Here is a 25,026-nt window from a genome sequence, read left to right as displayed (position 1 = left end):
GAAAAGCTGTTCTCTGGTGAGTGTCCGATCAGCCCGCCAAGAGGAAGGTCTGACCGATTCCCAGCACCATAAGTACGATATATAACATCGACATCACAAAAAATCCTATGCGCCAAACGGCTCTCGCAATGCGTCTGACATCAATGCGGCCTTTGGTCCGGTATTGCAGATTGCCGAGCAGCCCGGCTCCGATCAGCAGCAGCAGCAGGATGCCAAAGAATCCAAAATTGCTGCCAAACAGCCGGTTGAACAAAACCGTGACGCAGCCGATCAGCAGCAGGGTCGTAATGTCCATAGCCAAGCGGAAGGCTTTCTTCCGGTCGCCGAAATAAGCGCTGTATCCCAGATAAATAAGCACAAAGGGCACAACGGGTATAACAGCTAGAAAAGCGTATACTTGCTTGGCGCTCTCCCACAACAACTGCACGCGGCTTCGACCCCTCTCTCACCTGTCTGAAACTGGCGGCGCGATCCGCGCCGTGATCTCTTCATTGTGCGGTGCTGTCAACCCCAGCCGTCTTGCCAGTGCAGCTACCCCGCCATTGATCCAGTCAATCTCGGTCTGGCGGCCGCTTCGGACGTCCCGAAGCATAGAGGATTCATTGTCTGCCGTCAGTCGGCATAAGGCCAGCACCTGCTCCCACTCATCTCCTCTGAGCTCCATCCCGGCGGCATGCAGGATAGCGGCCGTCTCGTCGTAGAGCAGCTTCATATGAGCCAGACGGTCAGGCGCCTCGGGAAGCTCGCCGTTCTTGACGCCATAGAGCGCTGTCAAAGGATTGATAACGCTGTTAAGCAGCAATTTCCGATACATGCGGTCCTTCATTTGTTTCGACAAAAACACGGCAATTCCTGCCTTTTTCATGGTGGAGACCAACATTTTTTGTCTTTCTGTCTCGTTGAGATTGCTATCCGCCGCTTCCAGCCACAGCTCCCCTGCTCCCGTATGCTTCACTGCGTTTAGGCCGGTGCGGAGTGCACCGTCGGTCGTAACCGCAGCTCGGAAGGTTAGTTGAGGCAGCGCGCCGCGGAGCAGCTCCAAATGACCGATCCCGTTCTGCAGGCAATATACCGGCGTCCCTGGCAGGACAGCCCGCTCCAGGCAATCCAGTAACTGACCGGTCAGCTGATATTGCTTGACGGTCAGCAGCACCGCCTCGGCCGCGAAGAAGCGCAGACGATCTCCAATTATGTGCTCTGCTGCTTCCGCCTCGACTTCCACCCGTCGGATCGTGCCCTGGGCAGCCAGCTCGATCCCCGCCTCACGCAATATTGCTGCCTGGCTGGCCGTCCTCGTGCATACGTATGCCTGGCTGCCGCCGATCGCCAGCTTCGCGCCATACAGCAGTCCGATCGCCCCGCCGCCGATGATTAGGCATCTCATCTCCTCAACTCCTACCTTGTTCTGCATCTATCTTACCAGACCGGCGTATGATCGTTAAGTTCCCACAACAACTCAAACAACCGCCAGAAGGGCGCGGATGTCTCCATAGGCGCCGCTATCAGCGGTTGTGAGTGCTTATCTTCCTGCTATTCAATGCGTTCCAGATTTCCGTTGGCATCCATTTTGAAGCGCGGTTTTAGTTCTTCCTCCTCGCTGAGGGTTGCCAGCTTGCGGGCCCGATCCATAATCTGAATCAACGTTTTGTAATCGTCGTTGACTGCCCGATAATCGGTCTGAGCATTGTTTACTTCACGGGAGAGCTTCTCGTTTTTGACTCTGAGCTCGAAGATTTCCTCGTCTTTTTCTTTCAGTTCCTTTTCCAGGCTTTTGACATGCCGGTTCAGTTCCTGGTAATGTCCCTTCCAGCTTCTTAGGAAACGGATGATCGCTTCGACCGATAATTCCTCGGCCGCCGAAGCCTTCCCGCTCTCTTCTCCGGTGTCGGCGGATACGACAGCTGACACCTGCGGTACGCTCGCGAAGCTTTGCTTTCTCAGATAATTCCGTTTTTGCCGCTGCTGCTTGGCTAACTGGATGCCTTCCTCATGACGTTTGCGGACGCAGCTGTTCCAACGGAATCCGCAAGCCGCCGAAGTCCGGCCGATCCGCTCGCCGACTTCCTCGAAAGCGGCCAATTGGGTACTGCCCTCCCGAATGTGACGCAGGGTTACCTCAGCCAGCATCAAATCGTCATCCGCACTCCACGCATCTTGTCTTACTGCTGTCATGCTTGCCAAAACCTCCTAACATAAAGGGCGCTCATTTATCTTTATGCCCTTGGTAGAGTTCATAGAATCTATCGGATACTAAAATGTATGTCCAATTTCACAAGCACTCATACATGGAAGGTCCGGAAACTGCACATGCTAACTTTGAAAGGGCTGCTGCTGGCCGCCATCCGTGACAACACAGTCGCTCGAAAGTTTGTCATTTCGTCACCGATTGCAGGTTTACAGTGCGGGAAGCCCGCGGTATAATGTTGAATAGTATTGGGATGCGACTGACGGAAGGGGGATGGAAGTATGGCACGTATGTTTCGGGTACTTGGCTTCTGGACGCTCGTTATCGGGCTTATGGCATATGCTGGTCATATGTATGAAATGGCTCTTTTGTTCTTTGCCCAGACCGCAGTGTTCGTCCTGTTGGGATATTTGAACTTCTCCGAGAGAACATACATATTGATGTTCTGGGGATACATGATCGTTTCCTTTTTGGGTTTCACTTACTGGTCCGTTTTCGAGATGGGCTTGCCTTTCTAATACGAACAGTAGAGAGAACAGAACGATCAGTGAACAAACAGCCGGACAAGCGTCCGGCTGTTTTTCTATCTGGCTCATGATCAAACGCGAATCGCATATACATATTATGATACAAGCCCGTTTCAAACCGCCCGGCTCCGGCTAATGGTTGATGCCAGACTACATAGCCAGCCTGTACATAAGGAGGAAAAGCCCTCAGTGACCTTTAAATTAAAACCTGTCCTATGGGCGGCCGTCGGCATCCTGCTGCTGGGGCTGATCCCTTCTCCGGCCTCTTTTGCCCAGCCTTCGGAGGAAGAAACCCGTCAGCTGCTCGAGAAAAGCCTCTCGGTTATCGAGATCGACAAAGAAATCGCCCGCGTGGCCGGTCAGCGGGAGCTGCTGCAGGGGCAGATCGATACCATGAATCTTGATCTTGGCTACAAAGAAGCCGAGGTCGCAGAGCAGCGCGAAGCAGCTGGCGAAGTGCTGCGGTCCTATTATACCGGGGAGAAACAATCCCTGCTGATGTCGCTCTTCTCGTTCAAGAGCATCAAAGACCTGTTCGCCGTATTGGACTATTACGATTATATCATCGCCCGCGACAAGCACACGCTGGATACGCTGCTGCTCCAGCAGTCCGAACTGACAGGCGGGCGGGAGCGGCTGCAGACGGAGCAGACGCAGCTGGAGGAGATTGACCGCCAGCTGCAGCTGCAGCGGACACGGCTCGTAGCGCTGCAACAGGAGATCGACAGCCAGCTGAGCAGACGCAGCGACAGCGACCGGATCAAGCTCATGATGGAGGAGATCGCCACCTACTGGCAAAGTGTCGGTTTGTATGAGGTGAAGCAATATTTTGGCGCACTGGCCTCAGCGATGAGCGAGCTGCCCGGCTGGCTGCAGGACAACAATCAATATATGTCTTTGCGAGGATTGGAGTATACGATCGAGCTGCCGGAGGAAGCGCTCAACACGTTTTTGCGTGAGCACAATGAGCTTTTTCATAATTTTTCATTTCGTTTTAAGGAGGGTCAGGTGATCGTAGAGGGTAAGCGCGAAGGCATGGAAGTCGCCATCAGCGGTCACTACACGCTCGAGCAGGAGCCCCGCAACGCCATCATGTTCCATGTAGATACGCTGGTATTTAATGGCTTGACCTTGCCCGATACGACCTCGCAAGCGTTGGAGGAGGAATTCGACCTGGGCTTCTATCCGCAGATGATCGTATCATTGGTAGAAGCCAAATCCGTCTCGGTGAATGACGGTTATCTCACAGTCAAACTGGGACTGTCGCTCTGAGATCGGTCAGTCGAAGTTCAGCAGGCGCTTCTCCCAGCTCTCGCGATATTCATCCCCTGTGTAGGCTCCGCCCGCCCAGGCAAGCGAGAGCGCCTCATAGCCCGAGAGATGGCTCTGCAGATGCGGGTCCGGTGGCCACAACGGTTGACCGGCCAGCGCCTCGTAGAGCCACTCAGGAAGCTTGACCGTCGAGTCTGCATGAACAATGCTGTAGAGCGAGCTTCTTGCAGGCAGGCTGCCTTGGCGCTGCCACGCTTCCCGCTGAGCCTCAGGCGAAGCGACAGCTGCGATCCAGGCGTGGGCCAGCTCTTTGTCCCGCGCTGTATCGGCGACGACGTAGCTGCGTCCACCCGGCATCAGCAGGCGGTCGCCATCCATCGCCAGCAGCAGTTGCTCTCCCGATCCTTGCTGCGCAGCTTCAAGATAGACGGTCCACGGCATAACGGACGATAGCAGCTCCCCTTGGATCAGCTCAGTTGCCAGCGGCCCGGCTTCAGAGGTAGGGGACAGCCGGATTCGGTTATCCGCCATAGCGAGGCTCAGAAACTGCCATACCTCTTCTGGAAGGATCAGCTGTTCTTGGAGATTGTCGGCTGCTGCACCCGCTTGCAGAGCTGCCAGCCAAGAGATCCACGCCAACCCCGCATTATCTGCCGCTACCCACGCGAGCGGATCGCTTCCTTGCCTCTCGTATTGTCTGAGCTCGTCCGTCAGCAAGACTAACTCCGCCCAGTCCGCAGGAGGCTCCAGCCGTCCGGCTTCCTCGAGCAAAGCCCTGCTCCATACCGTGATATACGGATTGCCGTCCAGCGGCATGCCCCAGATGTATCCGTTCCATTTTACTTGCTGCAGCAGCGGTGCCAGATGATCCGCCAGGGATTCAGCCGTGAACAGATCGTCGAGCGGATCGAGATACCCGCGGGCTGCGAACTCCTGCACCCAGCCGCTCTCCAGCAAGATGATGTCCGTCAGCTCTCTCATAGCGGCCTCACTTCTGAGCTGCTCGTAGCTATCTATGTATGGCAGATTGCGAATCTGAACTTCCGTTCCCGGATGCTGGGCAGCAAACCGATCGCTCAATACCTGCAAGGCCTTCACCTCTTCCTCAGTCATGGAAACGGTTACATCGAGCTGTCTATAACTCGGCTCTTCCTCCTGACTGGGGTGAGGCGCCCATAACCATTCTTTGCCTTCAGCATCTTGGCTCAGCGAACCCGGCAGCATGATCAGTGGCATGAGCAGCACAACCAGCAGCACCAGACCGAGCAACAGCATTGTATATCTTCGGCGGGACATCGAGAGACTCCCTTCACATGTTTTGCTTTATGGCGGTTTGACTCTATAATTAACTATCTTATCAAGAAAGCGCGCTTTTGTCTTCAACTTAAAGGCTGGAATTGATCGTCCGGAGCATCTTGACGACGCTCCGGCTTATTTCATCGTTCGTTCCACCTAGAGCAAGTCGGTCGCCAACTGCGCCAGCTTTGAACGCTCGCCTTTCTCCAATGTGATATGCCCGCTTAGTCCCTCCTGCTTGAACCGTTCCATAATATACGTCAGGCCATTGCTGACCGCGTCGAGATACGGGTGATCGATCTGCTCCGGATCCCCCATGAGGATGATCTTGCTCCCCTCTCCAACGCGCGAGACGATCGTCTTGACCTCATGCTTGGAGAGGTTCTGGGCTTCGTCGATAATGATGAATTGCCCGGGAATCGAGCGGCCTCTAATGTAAGTGAGCGCCTCGACCTGGATGCTCCCAAGCCCCATGAGGATCTTATCGATATCTCCGGCTTTTTTGGTGTCGAACAGGAATTCCAGATTGTCATAGATCGGCTGCATCCACGGTCTCAGCTTTTCGTCCTTTTCACCCGGCAGATACCCGATATCCTTGCCCATCGGCACCACGGGTCTTGCGATCAACAGCTTTTTATATTTGTGCTCGTCTTCGACTTTGAGGAGACCTGCAGCCAGCGCGAGCAGCGTCTTGCCTGTGCCGGCCTTGCCGCTGAGCGTGACGAGCGGGATGTCGTCGCTGAGGAGCAGCTCCAGCGCCATCCGCTGCTGGGCGTTGCGTGCCGTGATGCCCCAGACGGGATCATTGCTCAGGAATAACGGCTCCAGCCTGGCGCCATCCTGCGACACTTTGAGCAGTGCGGATTTGGAGGTGCCCATCTCATCCCGGAGGATGACAAATTCATTGGGATGCAGCCTTGTCTTGAGCGGCAAGCTCTTCACCTGCAGAAACCGGTAAGTATAGAACTCATCGATGACAGCCGGATGGACATAGATTGTCAGATTGCCGCTATAGATATCCGATGCTTCAACCGTCTGATCGGACAGATAGTCCTGGGCTTCCAGACCGAGGACGTCCGCTTTGATCCGCACCAGCACATCCTTGCTTACGATAACGACTTGCTTCGGCGTCTCCTTCTCCTTCTCCTCGAGCGCATAATTCAGCGCTACCGCCAGGATCCGGTTATCATTGGACATCTCGCCGCCGAACATCTCTTGCACCCGCGCAAAGCTCCGATGATTCAACTCGACTTTCAGCAAGCCCCCCCTCTCCAACAGGATACCTTCGTGAAGATGTCCTTGCTCCCGCAAGCTGTCCAAGAGCCGGGAGACCAGCCTGGCGTTGCGCCCGAGCTCGTCGGCAAGCCGCTTCTTGGAGTCGATCTCTTCGAGCACGACTGCCGGGATGACCACTTCATTTTCTTCAAATGCATAGATCGCTTGGGGATCATGCAGAAGCACGTTGGTATCGAGGACAAATATTTTTTTCATTGTGTTACCCTCCTGGCGTAGGTAGTTGAGCGGGCGGCTAGCGCCATATCCCATTAACGTACATAGCTTCCATACGTTGCGGACAGACTAGGCATGGGAATAGACAACACATGCTTTGCAGAAAGGTTGAGTGCGAGATGAGACAGTTGCTCCTGTTATTGCCCATCCTGATCCTGATCTTGGCCGCGGGATGCGGCACGGCAAATCAAAATGAAACATCACCCTCTCCTGAGAATAATCAGCAGCCCCATGTACAGCAGAGTATGCCCGAATCGGACGGGTCCTATCAGCCTGTGAGTCTTACCCAGCATCTGGAATCGCTGGCTGCCCATGTCCCCGGCGTCCAGTCGGCGCATTGCGTCGTCCTCGGCAATACAGCGATTGTCGGCATCAATGTCGACAGTACACTCGAGCGCTCCCGCGTCGGCACAGTCAAATATTCGGTCGCCGAGGCGTTGCGCAAGGATCCCGATGGCGCGAATGCGATCGTGACGGCCGATATGGATCTGACAGAGCGGCTGCGCGAAATGGGCGAAGATATCCGCGCCGGCAGACCTGTCGAGGGCTTCATAGAGGAGCTGGCCGACATCGTCGGTCGGATCATCCCGCAGCTCCCGATGGATGTCATCCCGCGAGACGACATGGAGGAGACAGATTCCGGCATGAATCCCGAGGAACCTGCACAACCGGGGGCACGCTAAGGTCAGCCGCAACTGCCCCCAAGATCAGCAAAAGCCTAGTGGCAGGGCCACTAGGCTTTTCTCATCGCATCAAACACTTGTCCGTCGAGCTTGTCGGCGGCACGCTTATCGTAAGTCTTCTCGCACTCCGGACCGGCAGACAGCCTCGAACCGGCATACATAGCGTCGCGCACCGATACGACCTCGATGTCGAAGCATGCCACTTCAAAAGGGACGCCTTCGAGCAGATCCGCCACGGGAACGACACGTCCATGCACGGCATATACCGATCCTGCCGCAAACACGGACACACATACCTCAGGATGCGCAGCCAGGTTGGCCGACAGCTTGGACTTGGCGTCGATCGCAAAGCGAAGCTTGTGCCTGTCGATGGCATAGATCCATGAGATCGCGCTGGAAGTCGGGGTACCCAGCTCGGCATCTGTCGTATGAAGCAGAACGAAGGATTGCTGCTGCAATTGTGCGAATAGTTCATCGTTCAAGCCTATGATCGTTTTGGACATCCGTTGGCCTCCCCGCTCTGTCCATGGTAACTTGCGGTAATGGATTTATTATAGCATAAGCCCGTTTGATCTCCAACCGTCATTCCGCCAATTTTGCCTTGAGCGCGGCGCTCACGGATTCCAGAGAAGCCTGGTCCACATGCACGTACGGGGATCGCCATGTTCCCTCTAAGGCGAGGGATTCAATCCCGCTGCCGCTCATCCTAAAATAGGTTGTGCCGAGGTTCTCGATCTCTTTCCAGTGCATATCGGACTTGATATTATCTCCCACCGCTTCGATCACGCTTCCCAGCTTGGTGACGCCGCTGAAAGAGATAAGACGATCCGCGATCGCTCCGATCACCTGGGTCTGGCGCGCATTGCGTTCTACGTCATTGGATTGCTTGGTGCCCCGGTTGGACTGCCGATACCTGACATAGTCAAGCGCCTCCTTGCCGTCCAGGCGCTGCATGCCTGCCTTCAGATCGATATTCGTACCATCCGCATTATCGACATAGCGCATATCCATATCGACGTCGACGTCGATACCGCCCAGCGCATTGACGACATCGGTGAAGCCGTCGAAGTTGGCAACGACCGTGTAGTCGATCGGCACGTCAAAGTAGCGGCTGAACAACAGCTTCGTCTCGCGCCGTGCTTCAGCACGAGCCTCATCGGCATCCATGCCTTTTTCGCTGCGGGCCTGATTGTAGAAGATGGCATAGTAAGCATTGGCTTTGTGGCTCCTGTATCCATCCAGCTCAATCTTCGTATCACGAGGGATCGAGACGATCGTGGATGTCTTGCTGTTCGGGTTGAGCGCGACGACTTTGATGACGTCGGTATTGAGCCCGCCCCCCTGCGCTCTGGCATCCAGACCGAGCAGCAGGATCGTCGTCGACTTGACCGAGACGGATTCCTCGGGAGCGACCTCGGTGACGGTCTCGTCTCCGATGGCCTGCAGCGCGCCCTTGGTCTGGACGACCAGCCAGGTCAGATAACCGGCCGCAGCCAGCATCAGGACCAGCAGCGCCACCATGATCCGGATGCCCCAGCGGGCCTTCTTCTTGGGCGGCTTGGCCGGGGTCCGGCGCCTGCGCGGCGCCAGACCGGCTGATCTCTGGTCTCTAGTATAGGTACTCATGGTCTCACCTGTTATCCGTTGGATTCGGGGTCGGTTTCGTCTGTCCGGAGGCGGCCGAGCCGTCCTCCGTGTCTGAGCGCCCTTTCCACTTGTCGTAGAATTGACGGGCGCGCAGCAGCATCATCATCAGTACCGCTACACCCATGCATTGGATAATCGGCAGCTTGTCGATCTGCAGCACCAACAGGACGAGCGCACCGAAGGCCATTAACAGATGGACTAGGATTTCCTTGATGATCGGCATACGTTTCTGCACGCGAAACACCTTGTTGAATATATAAATCGTACATCCCAATATTAGCAGATAAGAGACGAGCGGATGGGTGCTTAGCCACTCCTGCATCGTGATTTCCTCCTTGCCTAGACGCCGGATTGCGACATTTTGCGATGTTTCTCCGCACGCTCACGCTCGTTTTTATTAAGGAGCTTCTTCCGCAGGCGGATCGATTTGGGCGTGACTTCGCAATATTCGTCGTCATTGAGATACTCGAGCGCTTGCTCCAGCGAGAACAATCTCGGCGTTTTCATCTTGACCGTATCGTCCTTCGTTGCGGAACGGACGTTGGTCAGCTGCTTTTCCTTGCACAAGTTGACAATGATGTCATTGTCCCGGTTGTGCTCGCCGACGATCATGCCCTCATATACCTCGGTGCCGGATTCGAGGAAGAGAATGCCGCGGTCTTCGACGGACAGCATGCCGTAGAAGGTGGTCGTGCCATTCTCACTGGCGACCAGCACGCCCTGACGACGGCCGCCTACACCGGTGCCCGCCAGCGGGCCATAACTGTCGAAGGCATGATTCATGATGCCGTAGCCTCTCGTCAGCGTCAGGAAATACGTCCGGTAGCCAATCAGGCCGCGTGCAGGAATGATAAACTCTAGGCGAACCTGGCCGGAACCGTTGTTGACCATATTGACCATCTCCGCTTTGCGGGCGCCCAGGCTTTCCATAACAGAGCCTGTGCTGTCTTCGGGCACATCGATCAACAGTCTTTCGTACGGCTCCATCCGGACACCGTCGATCTCCCGTGTGATGACTTCCGGCTTGGATACTTGCAATTCGAAGCCTTCGCGGCGCATATTCTCGATCAGGATGCCCAGATGCAGCTCGCCGCGACCCGCCACGATGAACGCATCGGGACTGTCCGTCTCATGTACGCGCAGCGCTACGTCCGTCTCGATCTCCTTCATCAGACGCTCCCGCAGCTTGCGGGAGGTGATCCACTTGCCCTCGCGGCCGGCAAACGGGCTGTTGTTGACCAGGAAGGTCATCTGCAGCGTCGGTTCATCGATCGTGAGTACCGGCAGCGCCTCCGGATTGGATGGATCGGCGATCGTCTCGCCGATATTGATATCCTTGATCCCGGCGATGGCGACGATATCGCCGGCGCCGGCCTCGGGAACCTCGATCCGCTTGAGCCCCTGGAAGCCGAAAAGCTTCTCGATGCGGGCTTGCTTGAGACCGCCCTCGCGGTTGATGACGGTGACGACTTGACCTTGCTTGATCACTCCGCGGTTGACGCGGCCGACGGCAATACGGCCAAGATATTCGTTATAATCCATCAGGGTAACGAGGAACTGCAGCGGCTCCTCGACATTTTCCTTAGGCGACGGGATATGCTCGACGATCATATCATAGAGCGCCTGCATGTTCTCATCCTGCTTGTCCGGATCATTGCTGGAAGTACCCATCAGCGCCGAAGCGTAGACGACGGGAAAATCCAGCTGCTCATCGTTGGCTCCGAGCTCGATGAACAGATCCAGTACCTCGTCTACCACTTCGGAAGGCCGGGCATTCGGACGATCGATCTTGTTCAGGACGACGATCGGCGTCAGATTCTGCTCGAGCGCTTTGCGCAAGACAAATTTGGTCTGCGGCATGCAGCCTTCGAAGGCGTCTACGACGAGCAGTACGCCGTCGACCATCTTATAATCCGCTCGACCTCGCCGCCAAAGTCGGCATGACCGGGCGTGTCAACGATGTTGATCAGATATTCCTTGTAGTTGATGGCCGTGTTCTTGGCCAGAATCGTAATTCCGCGCTCGCGCTCCAAATCGTTGGAATCCATCGCCCGCTCCTGGACCTGCTCATGTTCCCGGAAGGTTCCGGATTGTTGGAGCAGCTTATCCACCAGGGTGGTCTTGCCGTGGTCTACGTGGGCAATGATCGCGATATTGCGCAGATGTTCTCTTGAATGCATGTTGTTTTGATCCCTTCTGATTCTAAAATTTGGTGCGTTTGCCGAGCAGCTGCCGTCCGAAGACCAGCCATGCGCCTCCGAGGATCAGAAGAGCAGCCAGAAGATAAATCCCCCAGCTCCACAGCATAATCGCGGTAAAGCAGCAGGCGGCGACGATGGCCAGCACGAGAGCGGCAATCATCGGACCGCGCGGGCGCGGCACTTCAAACAGGTGATATTCGTACAGGCCGACTGCAATGCCAACAATAAAAAACGGCCAAATATACTGCAGATACTCCCAGCCGAACAGCGTGCAGTACAGGAAGACGAGCGAATAAACCGTCATGATGCCACCCGGTATGAGGATGGCTGCCGGCAGTATCCGTCCGAAATACAAGACGTGCAGCAGTATGCCGGGAATGAGCAGAAACAGCGGCCAGAAAATGGTCCCGATAAAACTGAATATACCAAGTTTTCCAAGCAAAATAATAACGCCGGCAATCAGCATCAGCACGCCGACGGTATATTGATTTTTGGACATCCGGTTTCCCCCGTTTCTTGCACCGCCAACCGTATCCCATGACGAAAGACGACACGCTTTTACCTTTAGTGTAATTGAAGTGAAAGGAAAAAACCAGTGCGAACGCAAAATAGCCATAAAATATCCCTACAATGCGCGGAACACTAGGCGACTCTATAAACGGCGCCATACCAGCGCAAGTGAGATGACGAACGGGATCGCAATGAGCGGGATCGCCTGCATGGCTGTCTCCGATCCATGGAACAGCAATCTGTCCAGACCGGGATCGTGTACCAGCATCTTGCCCGCCGCATAACCCAGCAGACCCGCGCCAAGATAGATCAGGGAAGGCAGTCTGCGGAGCGCTCGCGTGAGCAACTGGCTACCCCAGATGATGATCGGGATGCTGAGTCCGATGCCCAGCAGGATGAGCAGGATCTGACCATCGGCAATCGCCGCGATTGCCAGCACATTATCGAGACTCATCACGAAGTCTGCGGCGACGATCGTCCAGACGGCTGCGGCCAGCGTCGTCGAGACGCGGCCTTTACGTTCTCTCTCGTGTCCCTCGTCCCCTGCCCCCAGCAGCAGCTGCACGGCTATGATGAACAGCAGGACGGCGCCGGCTGCCTGCAGATACGGGATATGCAGCAGACTGATCGCTACTATAGTAAGGATACAGCGCAGACCTATCGCGCAGGCCGTGCCCCACAGGACGGCGCGTCTGCGTTCCAGCGGCGGCAGATGCTGGCTCGCCATGGCGATCACCAGGGCATTGTCACCGCTTAGCAGCAGATTGATAAACATAATTTGCAAGAAGATCATCAGGCTCTCCATTGGACTCGTCCCCCTCACCTATTATGTATGAAGGTGTGAGGGACGATATGCAGGGTCTTCTCAGAACCAGTCTTCTTCGGCCGGATCAGCGAGCGCTGCCGCCTGATCCGGCTCCAGCACCATACATTCCGTTGCGGCTACGGCCTCTCCCAGCATATGCTCGTAACCGTCTACGAAACTCTCGACCTTCTCCACCACACGCAGATTGGGGTTGGTGCTCGGCGACTTCGGAACAAACAGCGTACAGCAGTCTTCATAAGGCAGGATGGAGATCGGATAAGTACCGATCTGCTCTGCCTTCTCTACAATCTCCTGTTTATCCATCATCACCAGCGGACGCAACAAAGGCAGGCTGGCTGCACGGCCGATGACATTCATACTGCCCAATGTCTGACTGGCCACCTGACCGAGACTATCGCCAGTGACGATCGCCAGCGCTCCCTGCTGTTCCGCCAGACGCTCGGTAATTCTCAGCATCGCCCGGCGCATCAGGGTGATGACCAGCGGGTCCTGCCGCATCCCAGCGAATGCGGTCTGAAGCTCGGTGAACGGCACCAGATGTAGCTTCAGACGTCCGCCCGCGAACCGGGACAATCGGCCAGTGAGCGCGATGACCTTGTCCCGGGCTTGCTCGCTCGTAAAAGGATAGCTATAAAAATGTACCGCTTCGAGTTCCAGACCGCGCCGCATCGCATGCCAGCCCGCCACCGGCGAGTCGATCCCGCCCGAGAGCAGCAGCATAGCCTTGCCATTAGTGCCATATGGAAAGCCGCCTGCTGTCCGTATGATTTCGCTATAGATTAAAGCACATTCCTGCTGCACTTCCACACGCAGCTCGATATCGGGATTGTGGACATCCACCTTGAGCTGCGGATTATGACCCAGCACATGGCCGCCGATCAGATGATTCATCTCTTGCGAAGGATGCGGGAACCCCTTCCAAGCCCGCCTTACAGCAGCCTTGAATGTACGTTCCTTGTCATCATAACCCCGGATGATCTCCAGCGAAGCTTCTTGGATTTGTGCAAGCTCAGGCGGCACTGCGCGTGCCGGACTGATGGAGACAATGCCAAAGATGTCACGGACCCGCTCGATCACCGCAGCATGCGGCTGCCCGTGCAAATGAACATAGATCCTGCCATAGGCGCGCTGGATCTCAAGCTCGGGATATGACGCAAGGGCATTTCGGACATGCTCTGTCATGCGTTTCTCGAAGCGGTTCCGGTTTTTGCCCTTGATCGTATACTCACCGAACCGCAAGATCAATCTATCGTAGCCGGCCATCATCCTCTTCCTTTCTCAAGTCGCTGCAGACGCGAGACCGCGCCTGCCAGACATTTCGCAAGCTTGTCGATATCCGTCTCCTTATGCTCGTCGCCGAGACTGATTCGAAGACCGCTCTCGGCAGCCGAGCGTTCCATTCCCATCGCCTGCAGCACCCGGCTTGGCTGCCCGGACTTCGAGGAACAGGCAGACTGGGTAGAGATGAAGATCCCCTCCTCCTCGAGCATGTGGACGAGCACCTCCGGCTTCAGGCCGGGACAGCAGAGATGTATAATATGAGGGGCAGCCTCGACTTCGGTCAAGAAGACGCCAGCTGTACCCGCAAGCCGCATCCGGAGCCGCTCACCGAGCGCCTTCATGCGCTCGAACCGCTGCGGCTGGCTCTCGACCGCCAATCGAACGGCCTTCGTCGATGCGACGATACCGGGAACATTGGAAGTCCCTGCCCGGCTGCCTCCTTCCTGACCGCCTCCATAGAGGAGCGGCTGCAGCTGCACGCCTCCTCTGACATATAGCATTCCCGTTCCTTTGGGTCCACCGAGCTTGTGTGCGGATATACTGAGCAGATCGATCCGCCAAGGCCGCAGCATGACGGGCAGCTTGCCTACACTCTGAACGGCGTCGACATGGAAGAGTATGCGGGGATGGGCTGCCAGTACAGCAGCTGATTCCGGGATGGGCTGGATCGCACCTGTCTCGTTATTGACATGCATCATACTGACCAGCGTCGTATCCTCCCGGATCGCACGGGCGAGCTGCTGGGGATCTATGCGGCCTTGGCGGTCGACTGACAGCCAGGTCACCTCGAAGCCTTCCCTCTCCAGTTGACGAAACGTCTCATACACGCTGGCATGCTCAGTTGTGTTCGTGATCAGATGCTTGCCCTGGCGCTGCTTTGCTCTCGCAGCGCCGAAGATGGCCAGATTATTACTCTCCGTGCCGCCTGATGTAAAGATCCACTCGGAGGGACTTACGCCGAACACGGCACCCAGCACTTCGCGAGACCGGGTGAGCAGGCGATCCGCTTCAACACCTGCGCGGTGAAGCGATGCCGGATTGGCAAAATGCCTGGTCATCACCTCCATCATCGTACGCACGACGTCCTCGCGGGGCGGTGCCGACGCGCTGTGATCAAAGTAAAGCATACCGCCACCTCTTCTCTCATAGTAAAAGGACCACTGATCTGCGCCCCGTCCAGTGACTTGCCGGGGGCGTAGTCGTGATCCTTGAATTCATCTGCGTCAACTGCGTGCGCTTGTGCCGTCAGTTGAACATACGCAATGCCTCAGCTACTTTGCCCACATATCGCTGTGTCTCATGCGGCAAGGTCTGCTGCTTCGCCTGCAAATCCGAATCGGTACGGATCCCCAACCTGTCGACACGTCCGGGTCCCGCATTGTAAGCCGCCAACGCAACCTGCAGATGGCCGTCGTACTTACCCAGCAGATAAGCCAGGTAGCGGGTGCCGCCATCGATGTTCTGCCTTGGATCCAAGGAATCTGTGACGCCCAAACCGCGTGCCGTTCCATCCATCAGCTGCATCAGTCCCTTGGCCCCTGCGGAAGAAACGGCATCGGGACGGAAACCGGACTCCGTCTGGATGACCGCCTTGACCAAGGAAGGATCCACACCGTACTTGGCCGCCGCTTCGCTTATCAACGATTCATAAGGCGTGTCGCCCGCCGGATGCGGGGCGGACGGTGACTCCGAGATCGTCAATGCTTCTGCAAGGCCCGGATGGACCGGGAGCAGACCCGGCAGACTGCCAGTATAGCTGTCCGGCGGTGCAGCCAGGTACCCGTCCAGGGTGGCCGGACGGTATGACGAAGGAGCGCCGGCCGCCGCTTCGCTGTTCATCAGTTGTTCGAGCATCGTATCAAACAGCGAATCGACAGGGTCTGAGCCTTGCCCATCCAGACCAACCGGCTGCGACCATTGCAGCTGCAGGATCGTCTTCATCGTACGCGGATCGATTTCCATAGCCATTGTCTCTTGCCTCCAAACAGGTTCACTTCATCTGCTCTCATTGTACACGTTTTGTCCTCCGCGGGCTAGTCCCAATTCCAGCAACTCCCTGCCCGATATCGCACCACAAGCTGCGACGATCCCTCAGACGGGCAGAGCAAAGGCTGCTTGGGCTCAACAGCGCCCAAGCAGCCTTCGTCATCATGATAAAGTGTAATAATACAGAGGAAGCAAAGCAAGATAAGCAGCCAACGCAACGAGTCCGATAACGATGGCCCAAGTACCCAGTGTCTTGCTGCCCTGCCGGTACGCAAACCAGCCTAGCAGCGCAGAGGTAGCTCCCATCAATACTGGCCACATAAACCACGACGCAATGGCAAACACCAGAGCAATCCAACCGATGACGCGGCCGGCTGCAGCATCTGCTCGCTCGGTCTCGTCATGGCTCGCTCGTACAGGCACGTTCGCGCCAAGCTCGGCGGAAACTTCGGTTTCCTGCTGCTCTTGCAAAGCTTTGGGGCGCTGCCGCTTTTTGGGCAGCACATCCTTGGCCCAGCCGTCTTTATCCTGAGATCGTCTCATGCTGCTCACTCCTTTGGCTTGAAGGTATGGCAGCAAGTGACGGACGCATCCTCGGCCTGATCTTTATGACGGGCACCCAGCTCGCCGTGGGCGAACTCAGTGTCCAGACGCTGGTGGGCATGCTTGTCGATGTCGATCATGATTTGGTCAGCATGGCAGTTGTTGCCCTGCGCCCAGAACGTACAATTGGACACACTGCACTTTACGCCTTCTGGCATAATAATCACCCCCACTAACAAGTTGCCCGATCAGTGGGGGTGTTATGCTGATAAATAGTGGCTGTAAAAGGTTAGAGCGCCGCTGTCATCATACTATTTCTGACGCTGCATCCGGACATGCGTCATATAATCGGTTTCGTAATAGCCAAGGTCGTCGCGGAGCTCTTCGAAAATCTTGGAATGGGTCAGGACGATATCGCGAGCAGGCTCCACCGGCTTGAACAGGAAACGAATCGCGTCGCGCCCCGTGTACGCGTAGCGGCCATCTTCGGAGTAGCCTTCATTTTTCGGATAAAAGTACGCGTTGACGCATTGATGATAGACCTCGTACAGCGTCCGCTCCGCGGCATCCGTATCGAAGTTGGGACGTCTCAGAAGCGCGCCCAGCTTCTCGTAGGCCACTTCGGAGAAAACGAGCAGATGGCGGAGATCCGACAACAACCCTTTATAGAAAGCTGTTTGGTCCTCACTGTCCAACTCGCTTAGCTGAGGCACAGCATATTGGTTTAAGAATTGTTCCAGCTGGCTGATGGCCAATTTCAATTTTTCGTGTGTGGATTCGCTTAATTGTTTTACGTTTGAGGCTGGCATTAGTTGATTGTCCCCTTTCATCTTTCCACCATGAAACCTATTTTTCATCCAACAACATGGTACCACAAATTGCTGGGAAGTGGTACTGCCTATTGCGGAGGGGTGGCGTATATTTTGTGCCCGGCTTTCCTACCCTAAGTTATAATTACTACACTCTGATGGAGGTTGTTTACGATGCACCGTCGCCGCCCGTATGGTTGGCTTGCTGTATTGCCGGTAATTGCTCTGCTTCTGTTGGCCTTGCCCCTCTTGACCCGCTCCACCTCGCCAGCAGACCCGGACGCTTCTGCCGCCCAGGAGGAAGCTCGGCTCAAGCAATACACGGTCATGCGGGACGTCCAAGCGACCGAGCGCCTGTCCAAGCTGGACTGCATCCGCGAGCTGCAAACCATGCTGTCCGATTCGCCGGATCCCGAAAGCCGCAAGCCATTATTGTCGAAGCTCATGGACAGCCATCCGCACATCGCCAGACTGGAGTGGATGAGTCAAGGAGAAGAAGCCGTGTCGGCAGACAAGCTGGACGATAAGACAGTCCGGCAGTTAACCGGACCCATGGAGCGTGCCCGCGCCAGACTGGCTGCGGGAGACATGTACGACTCTGGCAATCTCCACCGCGACGGGGCCGACTATACCGTGCTGGCTGTGCCTCGGGCAGGGCAAGAAGGCGAAGGCGTAATCGCAGTAATGAACCATCGCATCCTCGGCGATGTAGAGCGTCATCAGCGCCGCAATCTGCGGCTGGTCCCTTATCCAGCTGAAGGAAGGTATCGGACCGAATCCGTCATCCCCAATACGACACAGGATGTGACTGTCACAGACGGCGAAGATAATGGAAATGCAAGTCATTTCCACGTCAATGAAGCGGTCGTGCGGTTCCGTCAGGAGCCGGATGCTGTCAGCATGAACCGGATCAGAAGCGAGATTGGCGCCACAGCTGTCCGCAAGCTGGGCTATACCTATGTGTTCCGCTCTTCCGCGATGAGCACAGAGCAATTAATGAATTATTTTGAACGACAGTGGAACCCGGCTTACGTAGAGCCGCATTATTTATATATAACCAATATGCGCTCCCTTGAAGAACTGGAGCAAGGGAAGCATCAGGCGATGGAAGACGAGCTGCAGCCGATCATTCCCAATGATGCGCTCTACTCCCAGTATCAGTGGAACCTCTCCAGCATTGCTGCCGAGACCGGCTGGAACGTCTCCAAGGGCGGGGAAGATGTCGTCGTGGCCGTGCTCGATACCGGTGTCCAATCAGATCATCCCGACCTGCTGGGACAGCTTGCCGAAGGGTACAATGTTATCAACGGCAGCAGCGCCGCCGAGGATGATGTCGGCCATGGTACGCATGTCGCCGGCATCATCGCCGCTGCGGTCAATAATAATGAGGGTGTTGCCGGCGTCTCCTGGTATAACAAGATCATGCCGGTCAAAGTGCTGGACAGCTCCGGAGAAGGCACGACCTATTCTGTTGCCGAGGGGATCATCTGGGCTACGGATCACGGCGCCAAGGTCATCAACATGAGCTTGGGCAACTACGCTTCCGCCCAATTCCTGCATGACGCCATCCGTTACGCCTATGACCGCGACGTTGTCCTGATCGCAGCCAGCGGCAACGACAATACCTCGCGGCCAGGATACCCGGCAGCCTATCCGGAAGTGTTTGCCGTAGGAGCGACCGACAGCCAACAGGCCCGAGCGCCCTTCTCCAATTATGGCGATTACATCGATGTCGCAGCTCCTGGCGATGGCATCGCCAGCACTTATCCCGGCAACCAGTACGCCGCGCTCTCCGGCACCTCGATGGCCAGTCCCCATGTCGCCGGTCTGGCAGGCCTTATCCGGACTCTGAATCCGCTTCTTACCAACGAGGAAGTGATGGACATCATGCGCAGCACCGCTATCGATCTGGGAAGGCCGGGCAAGGATGACGAGTTCGGCTTCGGTCAAATCGATGCCATTCATGCGCTGCAGGCAGCCAGCGGCAGCTCCTACGAGCCACTGCGAAGCGACAACTCGATTCGTACGCTTGATGATCTGTTTCATGCGATAACACGCTTTCTTCGTTTGAAATAACAACAGAAAGAAGCCCCCGTCGCACGTTCACGGGGGCTCTTATTACTGGCCGGCTTCGAGCACGATCAGCGCATGACGACATAAATTGGATACTCGTATCGTAAGGATCTCATCCTGCCTGGATACGATCAGAGGATGCAAGGTGGGCGAATAAACTTGTTGCCCCGCATCCTGGATCCGAATCGTGATCGGAGCCAGCACCGGCCATTCTTCCGGGTAGATCGGAGCTTTCCCATGGATACCGAAATGCACGATGCTGTCAGGCAACTGCAATAGGTGCAAGGCTTGTCTTCCTTCCTGTTGCCAGAGCATCGTCAATACCGTGCTTGACGCATCTGCCGTGAATGGCGGCTGGTAGTGCGGCTCCAGCAAACCGCGAAGGACCTGACGGGCCCGCTTGCTTGGATAATCAGCATAACCAGCACCGATATTATGCGCAACATAGATGAGCATGCCTTGACCCATTTTTTTCTTGAATATGCTCTCACCTTGTATGAGCGGGTTTTGATTGCGAACCGGACCTTCCTTCGTCCATTTTTTGCTCGTATCCCCGGTTCTGTAGGTGGCGGTTGCCCATACTTCAGTCCCGGTCGTTCGCACCGCATGTGCAGCACCTGCCAGCAAAAAAGACTCGGACATGCTGTTAGCCCACCGTTCTGCAACCGGTTTTACAATCGGCTTGGCCGCATGCTCGTCTTTCCAAACGATCCCCGCCCACTCATCCAGCGCCCCCCGGGTTCGCATCTCGCCCAAGGCATTTTTGATGCCGCACTGACCGGTTATGACCAAGTTGCCGCCCTCTTCCGTATAATCCATCAAAGCGGCAACCGATTCATCCGAAAGGCACTGCACATCAGGCAGAACGATCATTGGCCAACGTTTCAACGAGGAAAGTGTTAACTGATTATCCAATACCGCTTCTGTGGGCCAGTGTAGACCATTAAACAGGTTATGAAGACCATGGGCCGCTCGCCATGCAGGCATTGCATCGGCTTGAAGGCCGTCAGCAGTTGGATGTCCATAATCTTTTGTCGCTCCAGAAACAACTAGCCCAATGCTGTTCACCTGTTTTCCCCCGATGAAATCCGCCACTGGCGCCATTGCACGAGACACCGCTTTCATCAGCGCCTTATTCTCTCCGAGTGTTCTGCCCTCTGCGCCAAGACTGGCATAACCGCCTGCCGAAGCGCTGGCCAGACTATGGAAGATTGCCGCTTCGGGTTCGGCATTCGGAGTGGCAATACCATGCTGACCGCTGGCATCGCGCATATAGTCCCACACCTCTGATGGATATTTAGGATTCAGGGACTGAAGCAGCTTATGCTGCAATACGAGTTGATAGGGCTTGGAACAAGATTCCGAGGCGATCATGCCCTCCATCGGCATTGCCCTGAGCGGCGACCCGCTCAAATATTCATGACCGAGCCGATTGAAATAATTGAAGACAATCAGGGCATCGGCCTTATGGTCCTTAACGTACTGGCTTAATGAGCGCCAATAAGCGGTAAAATCTTCATATCGCCATTCCATGAACCGCCGAAAAGAAACATCGTTGAACTGAATGGTGTCCGGGATCGGCTGCCCCGTGTCCAGTTCGTATTTGGCTTGACAGAATGTACAGCGGCATGCCATTCGCTCGCCGGGTGCGCTATGCATATAACAGCCATCAAACCAGATCCCGTCAAAACCGAGTTCTTGAACGACCTCTACGCAATATTTCTTTAGCAGATCACCGTAAGGTGAATTATGGCATACATAATGATTATCGCGGATCGTATTCTCCTTTAGGTGCTGATCAAAATATTGATATCGCCACTCCGGGTGCTTCTCTGTAAGCAAAGGAGCCGTATTCAGATACTCCCAGCTGAATATAGAGAAGCCGCGCCGGTGCGCCTCGTCTGTCAGCCATAGGAACAACTCTTTGTCCGCTTCCGCATGATAGGGAAGATGATTGCTTTGAAACATCGGATAAGAACCTTTTGCAGCTGCGCTGTACCACCAAGCTGTCACTCCGCAAGCTTCGAGAGTATCCATGGCTTCGCATAATTCTGCTTTGCTGTGAAGTGTATTGAACGGCCTCCATTCCACGCGTACTGGAGCAACTGCGTAACCATTGGCTTGTGTCTGAAGTTCCTTCATCTGGGACGTCCCTCCTGTGAGCAGCATTTTCATGAAGACGAGTAAGCGTTAACCATCTGCTTGTGCACATCAAGTATAGTCAGATTCCCGGCTCGCGCAAAGATACAGAATATGCAATCTCGCCTGATCACAAATAATGACTGACTCACAAATTATGCATGTCCTCCAGCTGCTTCAAAAAAATAAACTGCCTGGCAACCTGAGAACGATTGCCAAGCAGTTTATTGATGCTGCTAATACAGCGGGAAGTTAAGTAATATCGTGACGGAAAGTCTGCCGTAAGCCGGGTTCTGTGCTTCTGGTGGTCCGAACGGGAACGACCCTCCCACTAATGAAGCGACAATCATCTATCTAGACAAACCATTGCTGATTCGTTCAAGCGACCAACCCGAATGCACTCCGGTGCCAGAGCTGCGTTGCCGCTGCATTCTCTTCGGTCTTGCTCCAGATGGGGTTTACCAGCCGCTATGTCACCATAGCCGCTCGTGGTCTCTTACACCACGGTTCCACCCTTGCCTGTGCATAGCCTTGCGGCCAGCCATCGGCGGTCCGTTTCTGTGGCACTATCCTTCGGCTCGCGCCGACTGGACGTTATCCAGCATCCTGCCCTATGGAGCCCGGACTTTCCTCTCGCAGCATGAAGCTGCCAGCGATTGTCTGTCAGACTTTCCGGTGCATCTAACATTATACTAGGAATTCTCCTAAACCTCAACAAACAACTTAAACCAAATTCACTGCTGCCATGCTGCACTATAGAAATTTAAAAATCTCTGTATCGATCGCGGAGGCGACGACTTCGGTTTTGTACTTCTGATCCTGAAGACGGGCTGACAGCCACTCGGCTACGCGCGGCTTCATGAGCTTCTCGATATTGTGTCCGGGATCGATGATGAACAGGCCTTCGGCGAGCGCGTCCTGGGCGGTATGATAATCGATATCCCCGGTGACCAGTACGTCTGCTCCCTTGAATAACGCATGACGCACATACCGTCCGCCGGAGCCGCCCAGCACGGCGACCTTGCTGACGTCCGCGGAGAGATCGCCGACCACGCGGACGGCAGGCACTTCGAATGCCTGCTTGACCTGCTCTGCCAGGTCCGCTAGCGTAAGGACAGCCGGCAGCCGGCCTACCCTGCCCAGTCCAAGAGAAGGGCCCTTCTGATCCAGATGATACAGATCATATGCCACTTCTTCGTAGGGGTGACTCTTGATCATCGCCTGTACGACCCGTCGTTTGTACTGGGAGGTTACGACTGTCTCGATTTTGACCTCGCGCACCCGCTCCAGCTTGCCCTGCTGACCGATATGCGGATGTGTTCCTGAACCAGGCAGGAACGTTCCTGTTCCTTCCGTATTGAAGCTGCAGCAGCTGTAGGCCCCGATCGCGCCGCCCCCGGCCCGCCAGATCGCTTCCCGCACTTGATCCTGATGGTCTTCGGGAACAAATACGACCAGCTTGTACAACTCCTCCGTATAGACATCCTCCAGACAATCCCGGCCTTCGAGCTGAAGCAGCTCAGCCATCCATTCGTTGATGCCAGGAGCAGCCACATCGAGATTGGTATGGGAGATATATACCGCAATATCATGCTTGATAAGCTTCTCGTACAGCCGTCCAGCCGGCGTCGTGAAATCAAGCTTGGCCAGCGGCCGGAAAATAATCGCATGATGCGCAATGATCAGATCGGCTCCGGCAGCTATCGCCTCTTCCACCACTTCATCATTCACATCCAGGGCGATCAGCACCTTGCGGATTTCCTTCTGGAGTGTTCCGAGCTGCAGTCCGATTTTATCGCCTTCCACCGCATATCGCTTCGGGGCAAGCTGCTCCATCAGGCCAATGACGGTTTGTCCATGGGCATACATGACAGCACCTCCCTGATTTCATCCATCTCATGCTCTAGCGCCGATCGCTTCTGCTTCGAAGCTGCCAGCTCCGAGACTGCCAGCTGGCTGGCGATCCACTCCATCTTCTTCAGTTCGCTCTGCCACTTTTTGTGCCAGACGGGAGAAGCCTGCAGCGCCAGCAGAGGTCCCATCTGCAGCAACCGCTCCTCCGACACCCGGCAGCCTGTGAGTACATGGAATCGTTCTACGTCATAAACGCTTTCTGCCCGGACAGATGCAGATACCGCAACTGCACTCAAGATTTCATAGATTTTGCCGTCTTCCTCGAGTATATGTTCGGCCACGAGCTCCCAGCCATGCTGCCGCAGCCACCGGCGCACCGTGTCCTCGCCGATATTGGGCTGCAGGACAAGCTGCTTCACTCCCGCCAGCTTGCCTCGCTCCCGGCCGGCTTCAAGGATGTCCCGGATGAGCGAGCCCCCCATGCCGGCGATCGTCACGGCATCGACCTCCCCAGGGGCAACGACCTCAAGGCCGTTGCCTCTGCGAACAAGAATCTTGTCCTGCAGTCCGTTATCTCGGACGCCTCTAGCCGCAGCCGCGAACGGACCTTCCGTCACTTCACCCGCCACCGCCGAGGCAGCTATGCCCTGCTGCACCAGATATACAGGCAGCAGCGCATGGTCCGAGCCGATATCTGCGACCCGCTGGCCGGGGATTAGCTGCTCCGCAATACATTGCAGTCTTCTGGAAATTTTAATCATTTATGCTACCCACGCAATCCATTTTTTTCGTAATGTAAACAGCAATATTCCGGCTATCGCCAGCTTGGCTAGCAGTTGAAGCTGCAGCCATGCCGGTTCATCGATCAGTACCGCATGATAGATCTCCGGCATAAACCATAACAGGAGCGCTCCGACAAAGAAAATCGATGACGCCCGCTTGCTTAACCGCTGGACGAGCCAGCTGCCCCAAGCGAATAAAAACGCCACCGGCACCCAGTATAATTGGATGTCATACCACGCAGGCTGATCCGTAAGCCGGTGCAGCAAGAGGGCGTAAACCATCATAGCTGCAGCCCATCCGCACAGATGCAGCAGCGGAATCGAAGCCAGCAGCCCATACGCAATCCAGAAGACCGCACACAAGCCCAGAAAAGCTCCCAGCCAGCCCCAGGATCCTTCAGCGTGTCTCTCCAGCAGGTAAAGCCCGCCTCCCAGCATGGCTAGCATCCCCGATGCGATCCATGCCATTCCGACCGATTCTTTTTGAGCGTGCCGTTTACGCTGGCCTACTGCGATCAGGACCGCTGTCGCAGCGACCAGAACAACGATTTGCAAAATCAAAGGGAAATCGTTAAAATAAAGGACAATCATACAGATCAAGGAAATTAAACCGACGCCATAAAACCATTGGCTTCCCCGGGAACGCCGGACCAGCGCCGCCGTCTTGCCCGCCAGACCGGAAGGCGTGCGTTCTGTAGCTTCATCAAGGTACAAATTCAGCAGAAAGTCGCAGTACTGATCCGGCAGCAGTTTGCTGCGCTGCCAGTGCTCGATCTCCCTGACGATCACGTTGCGGCGTTCCTGATCCATCTTTTCTTCTCCGTTCCCTTCCAGAGCCCTAAGTATTTTTAGAGGTTGTTTGAGCTTGCTTTTTTAAGAAAAAAGACCTTACTGCACCTGCAG

General features: G+C 55.6%; 24 protein-coding genes, 1 other RNA gene and 1 pseudogene. 4 read left to right on the top strand and 22 right to left on the bottom strand.

The genetic code is table 11. The features are described from left to right. Positions 1–28: 28 nt before the first annotated feature. The 3 genes from ABC336_RS27630 to ABC336_RS27620 form a co-directional block, all read right to left on the bottom strand. On the bottom strand, positions 29–427 hold the full coding sequence (locus ABC336_RS27630) for a DUF3397 domain-containing protein (RefSeq protein WP_413241727.1): 399 nt from the start codon (positions 425–427) through the stop codon (positions 29–31). A gap of 18 nt (positions 428–445) precedes the next feature. After that, positions 446–1,384 (bottom strand): ketopantoate reductase family protein, encoded by a 939-nt coding sequence (locus ABC336_RS27625; RefSeq protein WP_413241726.1) that lies wholly within the window; start codon positions 1,382–1,384, stop codon positions 446–448. Positions 1,385–1,530: 146 nt separating this feature from the next. Continuing rightward, entirely contained in the window at positions 1,531–2,172 is a 642-nt protein-coding gene (locus ABC336_RS27620) for an RsfA family transcriptional regulator (protein WP_413241725.1), read from the bottom strand. Between the two features lie 294 nt (positions 2,173–2,466). Here ABC336_RS27620 and ABC336_RS27615 point away from each other — a divergent pair, with 294 nt between their 5' ends. Together ABC336_RS27615 and ABC336_RS27610 are read left to right on the top strand one after the other, a co-directional pair. Then, positions 2,467–2,703 (top strand): DUF2626 domain-containing protein, encoded by a 237-nt coding sequence (locus tag ABC336_RS27615; RefSeq protein ID WP_413241724.1) that lies wholly within the window; start codon positions 2,467–2,469, stop codon positions 2,701–2,703. Positions 2,704–2,901: 198 nt separating this feature from the next. Next, the gene (locus ABC336_RS27610) at positions 2,902–3,984 is read left to right on the top strand and encodes a hypothetical protein (protein ID WP_413241723.1); all 1,083 of its coding nucleotides are present in this window, start codon (positions 2,902–2,904) and stop codon (positions 3,982–3,984) included. A 6-nt stretch (positions 3,985–3,990) separates the two neighbouring features. On the opposite strand, the gene ABC336_RS27605 is transcribed toward ABC336_RS27610, so the two are convergent. Both ABC336_RS27605 and ABC336_RS27600 read right to left on the bottom strand, forming a co-directional pair. Next, positions 3,991–5,280: an ABC transporter substrate-binding protein gene (locus ABC336_RS27605; RefSeq protein WP_413241722.1), complete on the bottom strand. Its 1,290-nt coding sequence runs from the start codon at positions 5,278–5,280 to the stop codon at positions 3,991–3,993. A 156-nt stretch (positions 5,281–5,436) separates the two neighbouring features. Next, complete coding sequence (locus ABC336_RS27600; protein WP_413241721.1) at positions 5,437–6,771, bottom strand: PhoH family protein; 1,335 nt, start codon at positions 6,769–6,771, stop codon at positions 5,437–5,439. Positions 6,772–6,908: 137 nt separating this feature from the next. Here ABC336_RS27600 and ABC336_RS27595 point away from each other — a divergent pair, with 137 nt between their 5' ends. Next, the gene (locus ABC336_RS27595) at positions 6,909–7,472 is read left to right on the top strand and encodes a YhcN/YlaJ family sporulation lipoprotein (RefSeq protein WP_413241720.1); all 564 of its coding nucleotides are present in this window, start codon (positions 6,909–6,911) and stop codon (positions 7,470–7,472) included. 50 nt (positions 7,473–7,522) lie between these two features. Here the strand turns inward: ABC336_RS27595 and ABC336_RS27590 are convergent, their stop codons facing one another. The 12 genes and pseudogenes from ABC336_RS27590 to ABC336_RS27535 all read right to left on the bottom strand — a co-directional run bounded on the left by ABC336_RS27590 (position 7,523) and on the right by ABC336_RS27535 (position 17,275). Further along, complete coding sequence (locus ABC336_RS27590) at positions 7,523–7,975, bottom strand: pyridoxamine 5'-phosphate oxidase family protein (RefSeq protein ID WP_413241719.1); 453 nt, start codon at positions 7,973–7,975, stop codon at positions 7,523–7,525. Positions 7,976–8,054: 79 nt separating this feature from the next. Continuing rightward, positions 8,055–9,098 (bottom strand): LCP family protein, encoded by a 1,044-nt coding sequence (locus ABC336_RS27585; protein ID WP_413241718.1) that lies wholly within the window; start codon positions 9,096–9,098, stop codon positions 8,055–8,057. A 4-nt stretch (positions 9,099–9,102) separates the two neighbouring features. Next, a complete protein-coding gene (locus ABC336_RS27580) occupies positions 9,103–9,441 on the bottom strand; it encodes a YlaH-like family protein (protein ID WP_413241717.1) in 339 nt (112 codons plus the stop codon). A gap of 17 nt (positions 9,442–9,458) precedes the next feature. Continuing rightward, positions 9,459–11,299 (bottom strand): annotated as a pseudogene (gene typA, locus ABC336_RS27575) (translational GTPase TypA). A gap of 22 nt (positions 11,300–11,321) precedes the next feature. Further along, on the bottom strand, positions 11,322–11,819 hold the full coding sequence (locus tag ABC336_RS27570; RefSeq protein ID WP_413241716.1) for a hypothetical protein: 498 nt from the start codon (positions 11,817–11,819) through the stop codon (positions 11,322–11,324). A gap of 153 nt (positions 11,820–11,972) precedes the next feature. Then, a complete protein-coding gene (locus ABC336_RS27565) occupies positions 11,973–12,635 on the bottom strand; it encodes a TerC family protein (RefSeq protein ID WP_413241715.1) in 663 nt (220 codons plus the stop codon). Positions 12,636–12,695: 60 nt separating this feature from the next. After that, positions 12,696–13,919 (bottom strand): tRNA uracil 4-sulfurtransferase ThiI, encoded by a 1,224-nt coding sequence (thiI, locus tag ABC336_RS27560; protein ID WP_413242623.1) that lies wholly within the window; start codon positions 13,917–13,919, stop codon positions 12,696–12,698. Then, positions 13,919–15,064 (bottom strand): cysteine desulfurase family protein, encoded by a 1,146-nt coding sequence (locus ABC336_RS27555; protein ID WP_413241714.1) that lies wholly within the window; start codon positions 15,062–15,064, stop codon positions 13,919–13,921. The genes thiI and ABC336_RS27555 overlap by 1 nt, the downstream gene beginning before the upstream one ends. A 118-nt stretch (positions 15,065–15,182) precedes the next feature. Then, positions 15,183–15,905 (bottom strand): lytic transglycosylase domain-containing protein, encoded by a 723-nt coding sequence (locus tag ABC336_RS27550; RefSeq protein WP_413241713.1) that lies wholly within the window; start codon positions 15,903–15,905, stop codon positions 15,183–15,185. Positions 15,906–16,085: 180 nt separating this feature from the next. Then, on the bottom strand, positions 16,086–16,466 hold the full coding sequence (locus tag ABC336_RS27545; RefSeq protein ID WP_413241712.1) for a DUF4190 domain-containing protein: 381 nt from the start codon (positions 16,464–16,466) through the stop codon (positions 16,086–16,088). A gap of 5 nt (positions 16,467–16,471) precedes the next feature. Next, positions 16,472–16,684 carry a DUF1540 domain-containing protein gene (locus ABC336_RS27540; protein WP_413241711.1) on the bottom strand — a complete coding sequence of 71 codons (213 nt, stop codon included), beginning with the start codon at positions 16,682–16,684 and terminating at the stop codon, positions 16,472–16,474. 93 nt (positions 16,685–16,777) lie between these two features. After that, the gene (locus tag ABC336_RS27535) at positions 16,778–17,275 is read right to left on the bottom strand and encodes a YpuI family protein (RefSeq protein ID WP_413241710.1); all 498 of its coding nucleotides are present in this window, start codon (positions 17,273–17,275) and stop codon (positions 16,778–16,780) included. Positions 17,276–17,449: 174 nt separating this feature from the next. Here ABC336_RS27535 and ABC336_RS27530 point away from each other — a divergent pair, with 174 nt between their 5' ends. Continuing rightward, positions 17,450–19,351, top strand: coding sequence for a S8 family peptidase (locus tag ABC336_RS27530; RefSeq protein ID WP_413241709.1), 1,902 nt, complete (start codon positions 17,450–17,452; stop codon positions 19,349–19,351). Positions 19,352–19,393: 42 nt separating this feature from the next. Here ABC336_RS27530 and ABC336_RS27525 read toward each other — a convergent pair whose 3' ends face one another. From ABC336_RS27525 to ABC336_RS27505, 5 genes are all read right to left on the bottom strand, one after another. Then, on the bottom strand, positions 19,394–21,490 hold the full coding sequence (locus ABC336_RS27525) for an alpha-amylase family protein (protein WP_413241708.1): 2,097 nt from the start codon (positions 21,488–21,490) through the stop codon (positions 19,394–19,396). Positions 21,491–21,754: 264 nt separating this feature from the next. Beyond that, positions 21,755–22,159, bottom strand: an RNA gene (gene rnpB / locus ABC336_RS27520) — RNase P RNA component class A. Positions 22,160–22,240: 81 nt separating this feature from the next. Further along, positions 22,241–23,356 carry a Nif3-like dinuclear metal center hexameric protein gene (locus ABC336_RS27515; protein WP_413241707.1) on the bottom strand — a complete coding sequence of 372 codons (1,116 nt, stop codon included), beginning with the start codon at positions 23,354–23,356 and terminating at the stop codon, positions 22,241–22,243. Beyond that, positions 23,323–24,102: a tRNA (adenine(22)-N(1))-methyltransferase gene (locus tag ABC336_RS27510; protein ID WP_413241706.1), complete on the bottom strand. Its 780-nt coding sequence runs from the start codon at positions 24,100–24,102 to the stop codon at positions 23,323–23,325. Before ABC336_RS27510 ends, ABC336_RS27515 begins: the two co-directional genes overlap by 34 nt. Further along, positions 24,103–24,933, bottom strand: coding sequence for a hypothetical protein (locus tag ABC336_RS27505; protein WP_413241705.1), 831 nt, complete (start codon positions 24,931–24,933; stop codon positions 24,103–24,105). It lies immediately after the preceding gene. Between the last annotated feature and the right edge of the window lie 93 nt (positions 24,934–25,026).

Source organism: Paenibacillus jepli, assembly GCF_047238105.1.
In the GTDB taxonomy this organism is placed as follows: domain Bacteria; phylum Bacillota; class Bacilli; order Paenibacillales; family Paenibacillaceae; genus Paenibacillus_D.
The sequence above is the reverse complement of the archived record's forward strand: the minus strand, read 5'-3'. Positions and strand labels throughout refer to the sequence as shown.

Coding starts and splice junctions, on each gene's coding strand:
- ABC336_RS27625 (WP_413241726.1), bottom strand. CDS start 1,384: ATGAGATGCCTAATCATCGGCGGCGGGGCGATCGGACTGCTGTATGGC.
- ABC336_RS27620 (WP_413241725.1), bottom strand. CDS start 2,172: ATGACAGCAGTAAGACAAGATGCGTGGAGTGCGGATGACGATTTGATG.
- ABC336_RS27615 (WP_413241724.1), top strand. CDS start 2,467: ATGGCACGTATGTTTCGGGTACTTGGCTTCTGGACGCTCGTTATCGGG.
- ABC336_RS27605 (WP_413241722.1), bottom strand. CDS start 5,280: ATGTCCCGCCGAAGATATACAATGCTGTTGCTCGGTCTGGTGCTGCTG.
- ABC336_RS27600 (WP_413241721.1), bottom strand. CDS start 6,771: ATGAAAAAAATATTTGTCCTCGATACCAACGTGCTTCTGCATGATCCC.
- ABC336_RS27595 (WP_413241720.1), top strand. CDS start 6,909: ATGAGACAGTTGCTCCTGTTATTGCCCATCCTGATCCTGATCTTGGCC.
- ABC336_RS27590 (WP_413241719.1), bottom strand. CDS start 7,975: ATGTCCAAAACGATCATAGGCTTGAACGATGAACTATTCGCACAATTG.
- ABC336_RS27585 (WP_413241718.1), bottom strand. CDS start 9,098: ATGAGTACCTATACTAGAGACCAGAGATCAGCCGGTCTGGCGCCGCGC.
- ABC336_RS27580 (WP_413241717.1), bottom strand. CDS start 9,441: ATGCAGGAGTGGCTAAGCACCCATCCGCTCGTCTCTTATCTGCTAATA.
- ABC336_RS27570 (WP_413241716.1), bottom strand. CDS start 11,819: ATGTCCAAAAATCAATATACCGTCGGCGTGCTGATGCTGATTGCCGGC.
- ABC336_RS27565 (WP_413241715.1), bottom strand. CDS start 12,635: ATGGAGAGCCTGATGATCTTCTTGCAAATTATGTTTATCAATCTGCTG.
- thiI (WP_413242623.1), bottom strand. CDS start 13,919: ATGGCCGGCTACGATAGATTGATCTTGCGGTTCGGTGAGTATACGATC.
- ABC336_RS27555 (WP_413241714.1), bottom strand. CDS start 15,064: ATGCTTTACTTTGATCACAGCGCGTCGGCACCGCCCCGCGAGGACGTC.
- ABC336_RS27550 (WP_413241713.1), bottom strand. CDS start 15,905: ATGGCTATGGAAATCGATCCGCGTACGATGAAGACGATCCTGCAGCTG.
- ABC336_RS27545 (WP_413241712.1), bottom strand. CDS start 16,466: ATGAGACGATCTCAGGATAAAGACGGCTGGGCCAAGGATGTGCTGCCC.
- ABC336_RS27540 (WP_413241711.1), bottom strand. CDS start 16,684: ATGCCAGAAGGCGTAAAGTGCAGTGTGTCCAATTGTACGTTCTGGGCG.
- ABC336_RS27535 (WP_413241710.1), bottom strand. CDS start 17,275: ATGCCAGCCTCAAACGTAAAACAATTAAGCGAATCCACACACGAAAAA.
- ABC336_RS27530 (WP_413241709.1), top strand. CDS start 17,450: ATGCACCGTCGCCGCCCGTATGGTTGGCTTGCTGTATTGCCGGTAATT.
- ABC336_RS27525 (WP_413241708.1), bottom strand. CDS start 21,490: ATGAAGGAACTTCAGACACAAGCCAATGGTTACGCAGTTGCTCCAGTA.
- ABC336_RS27515 (WP_413241707.1), bottom strand. CDS start 23,356: ATGTATGCCCATGGACAAACCGTCATTGGCCTGATGGAGCAGCTTGCC.
- ABC336_RS27510 (WP_413241706.1), bottom strand. CDS start 24,102: ATGATTAAAATTTCCAGAAGACTGCAATGTATTGCGGAGCAGCTAATC.
- ABC336_RS27505 (WP_413241705.1), bottom strand. CDS start 24,933: ATGGATCAGGAACGCCGCAACGTGATCGTCAGGGAGATCGAGCACTGG.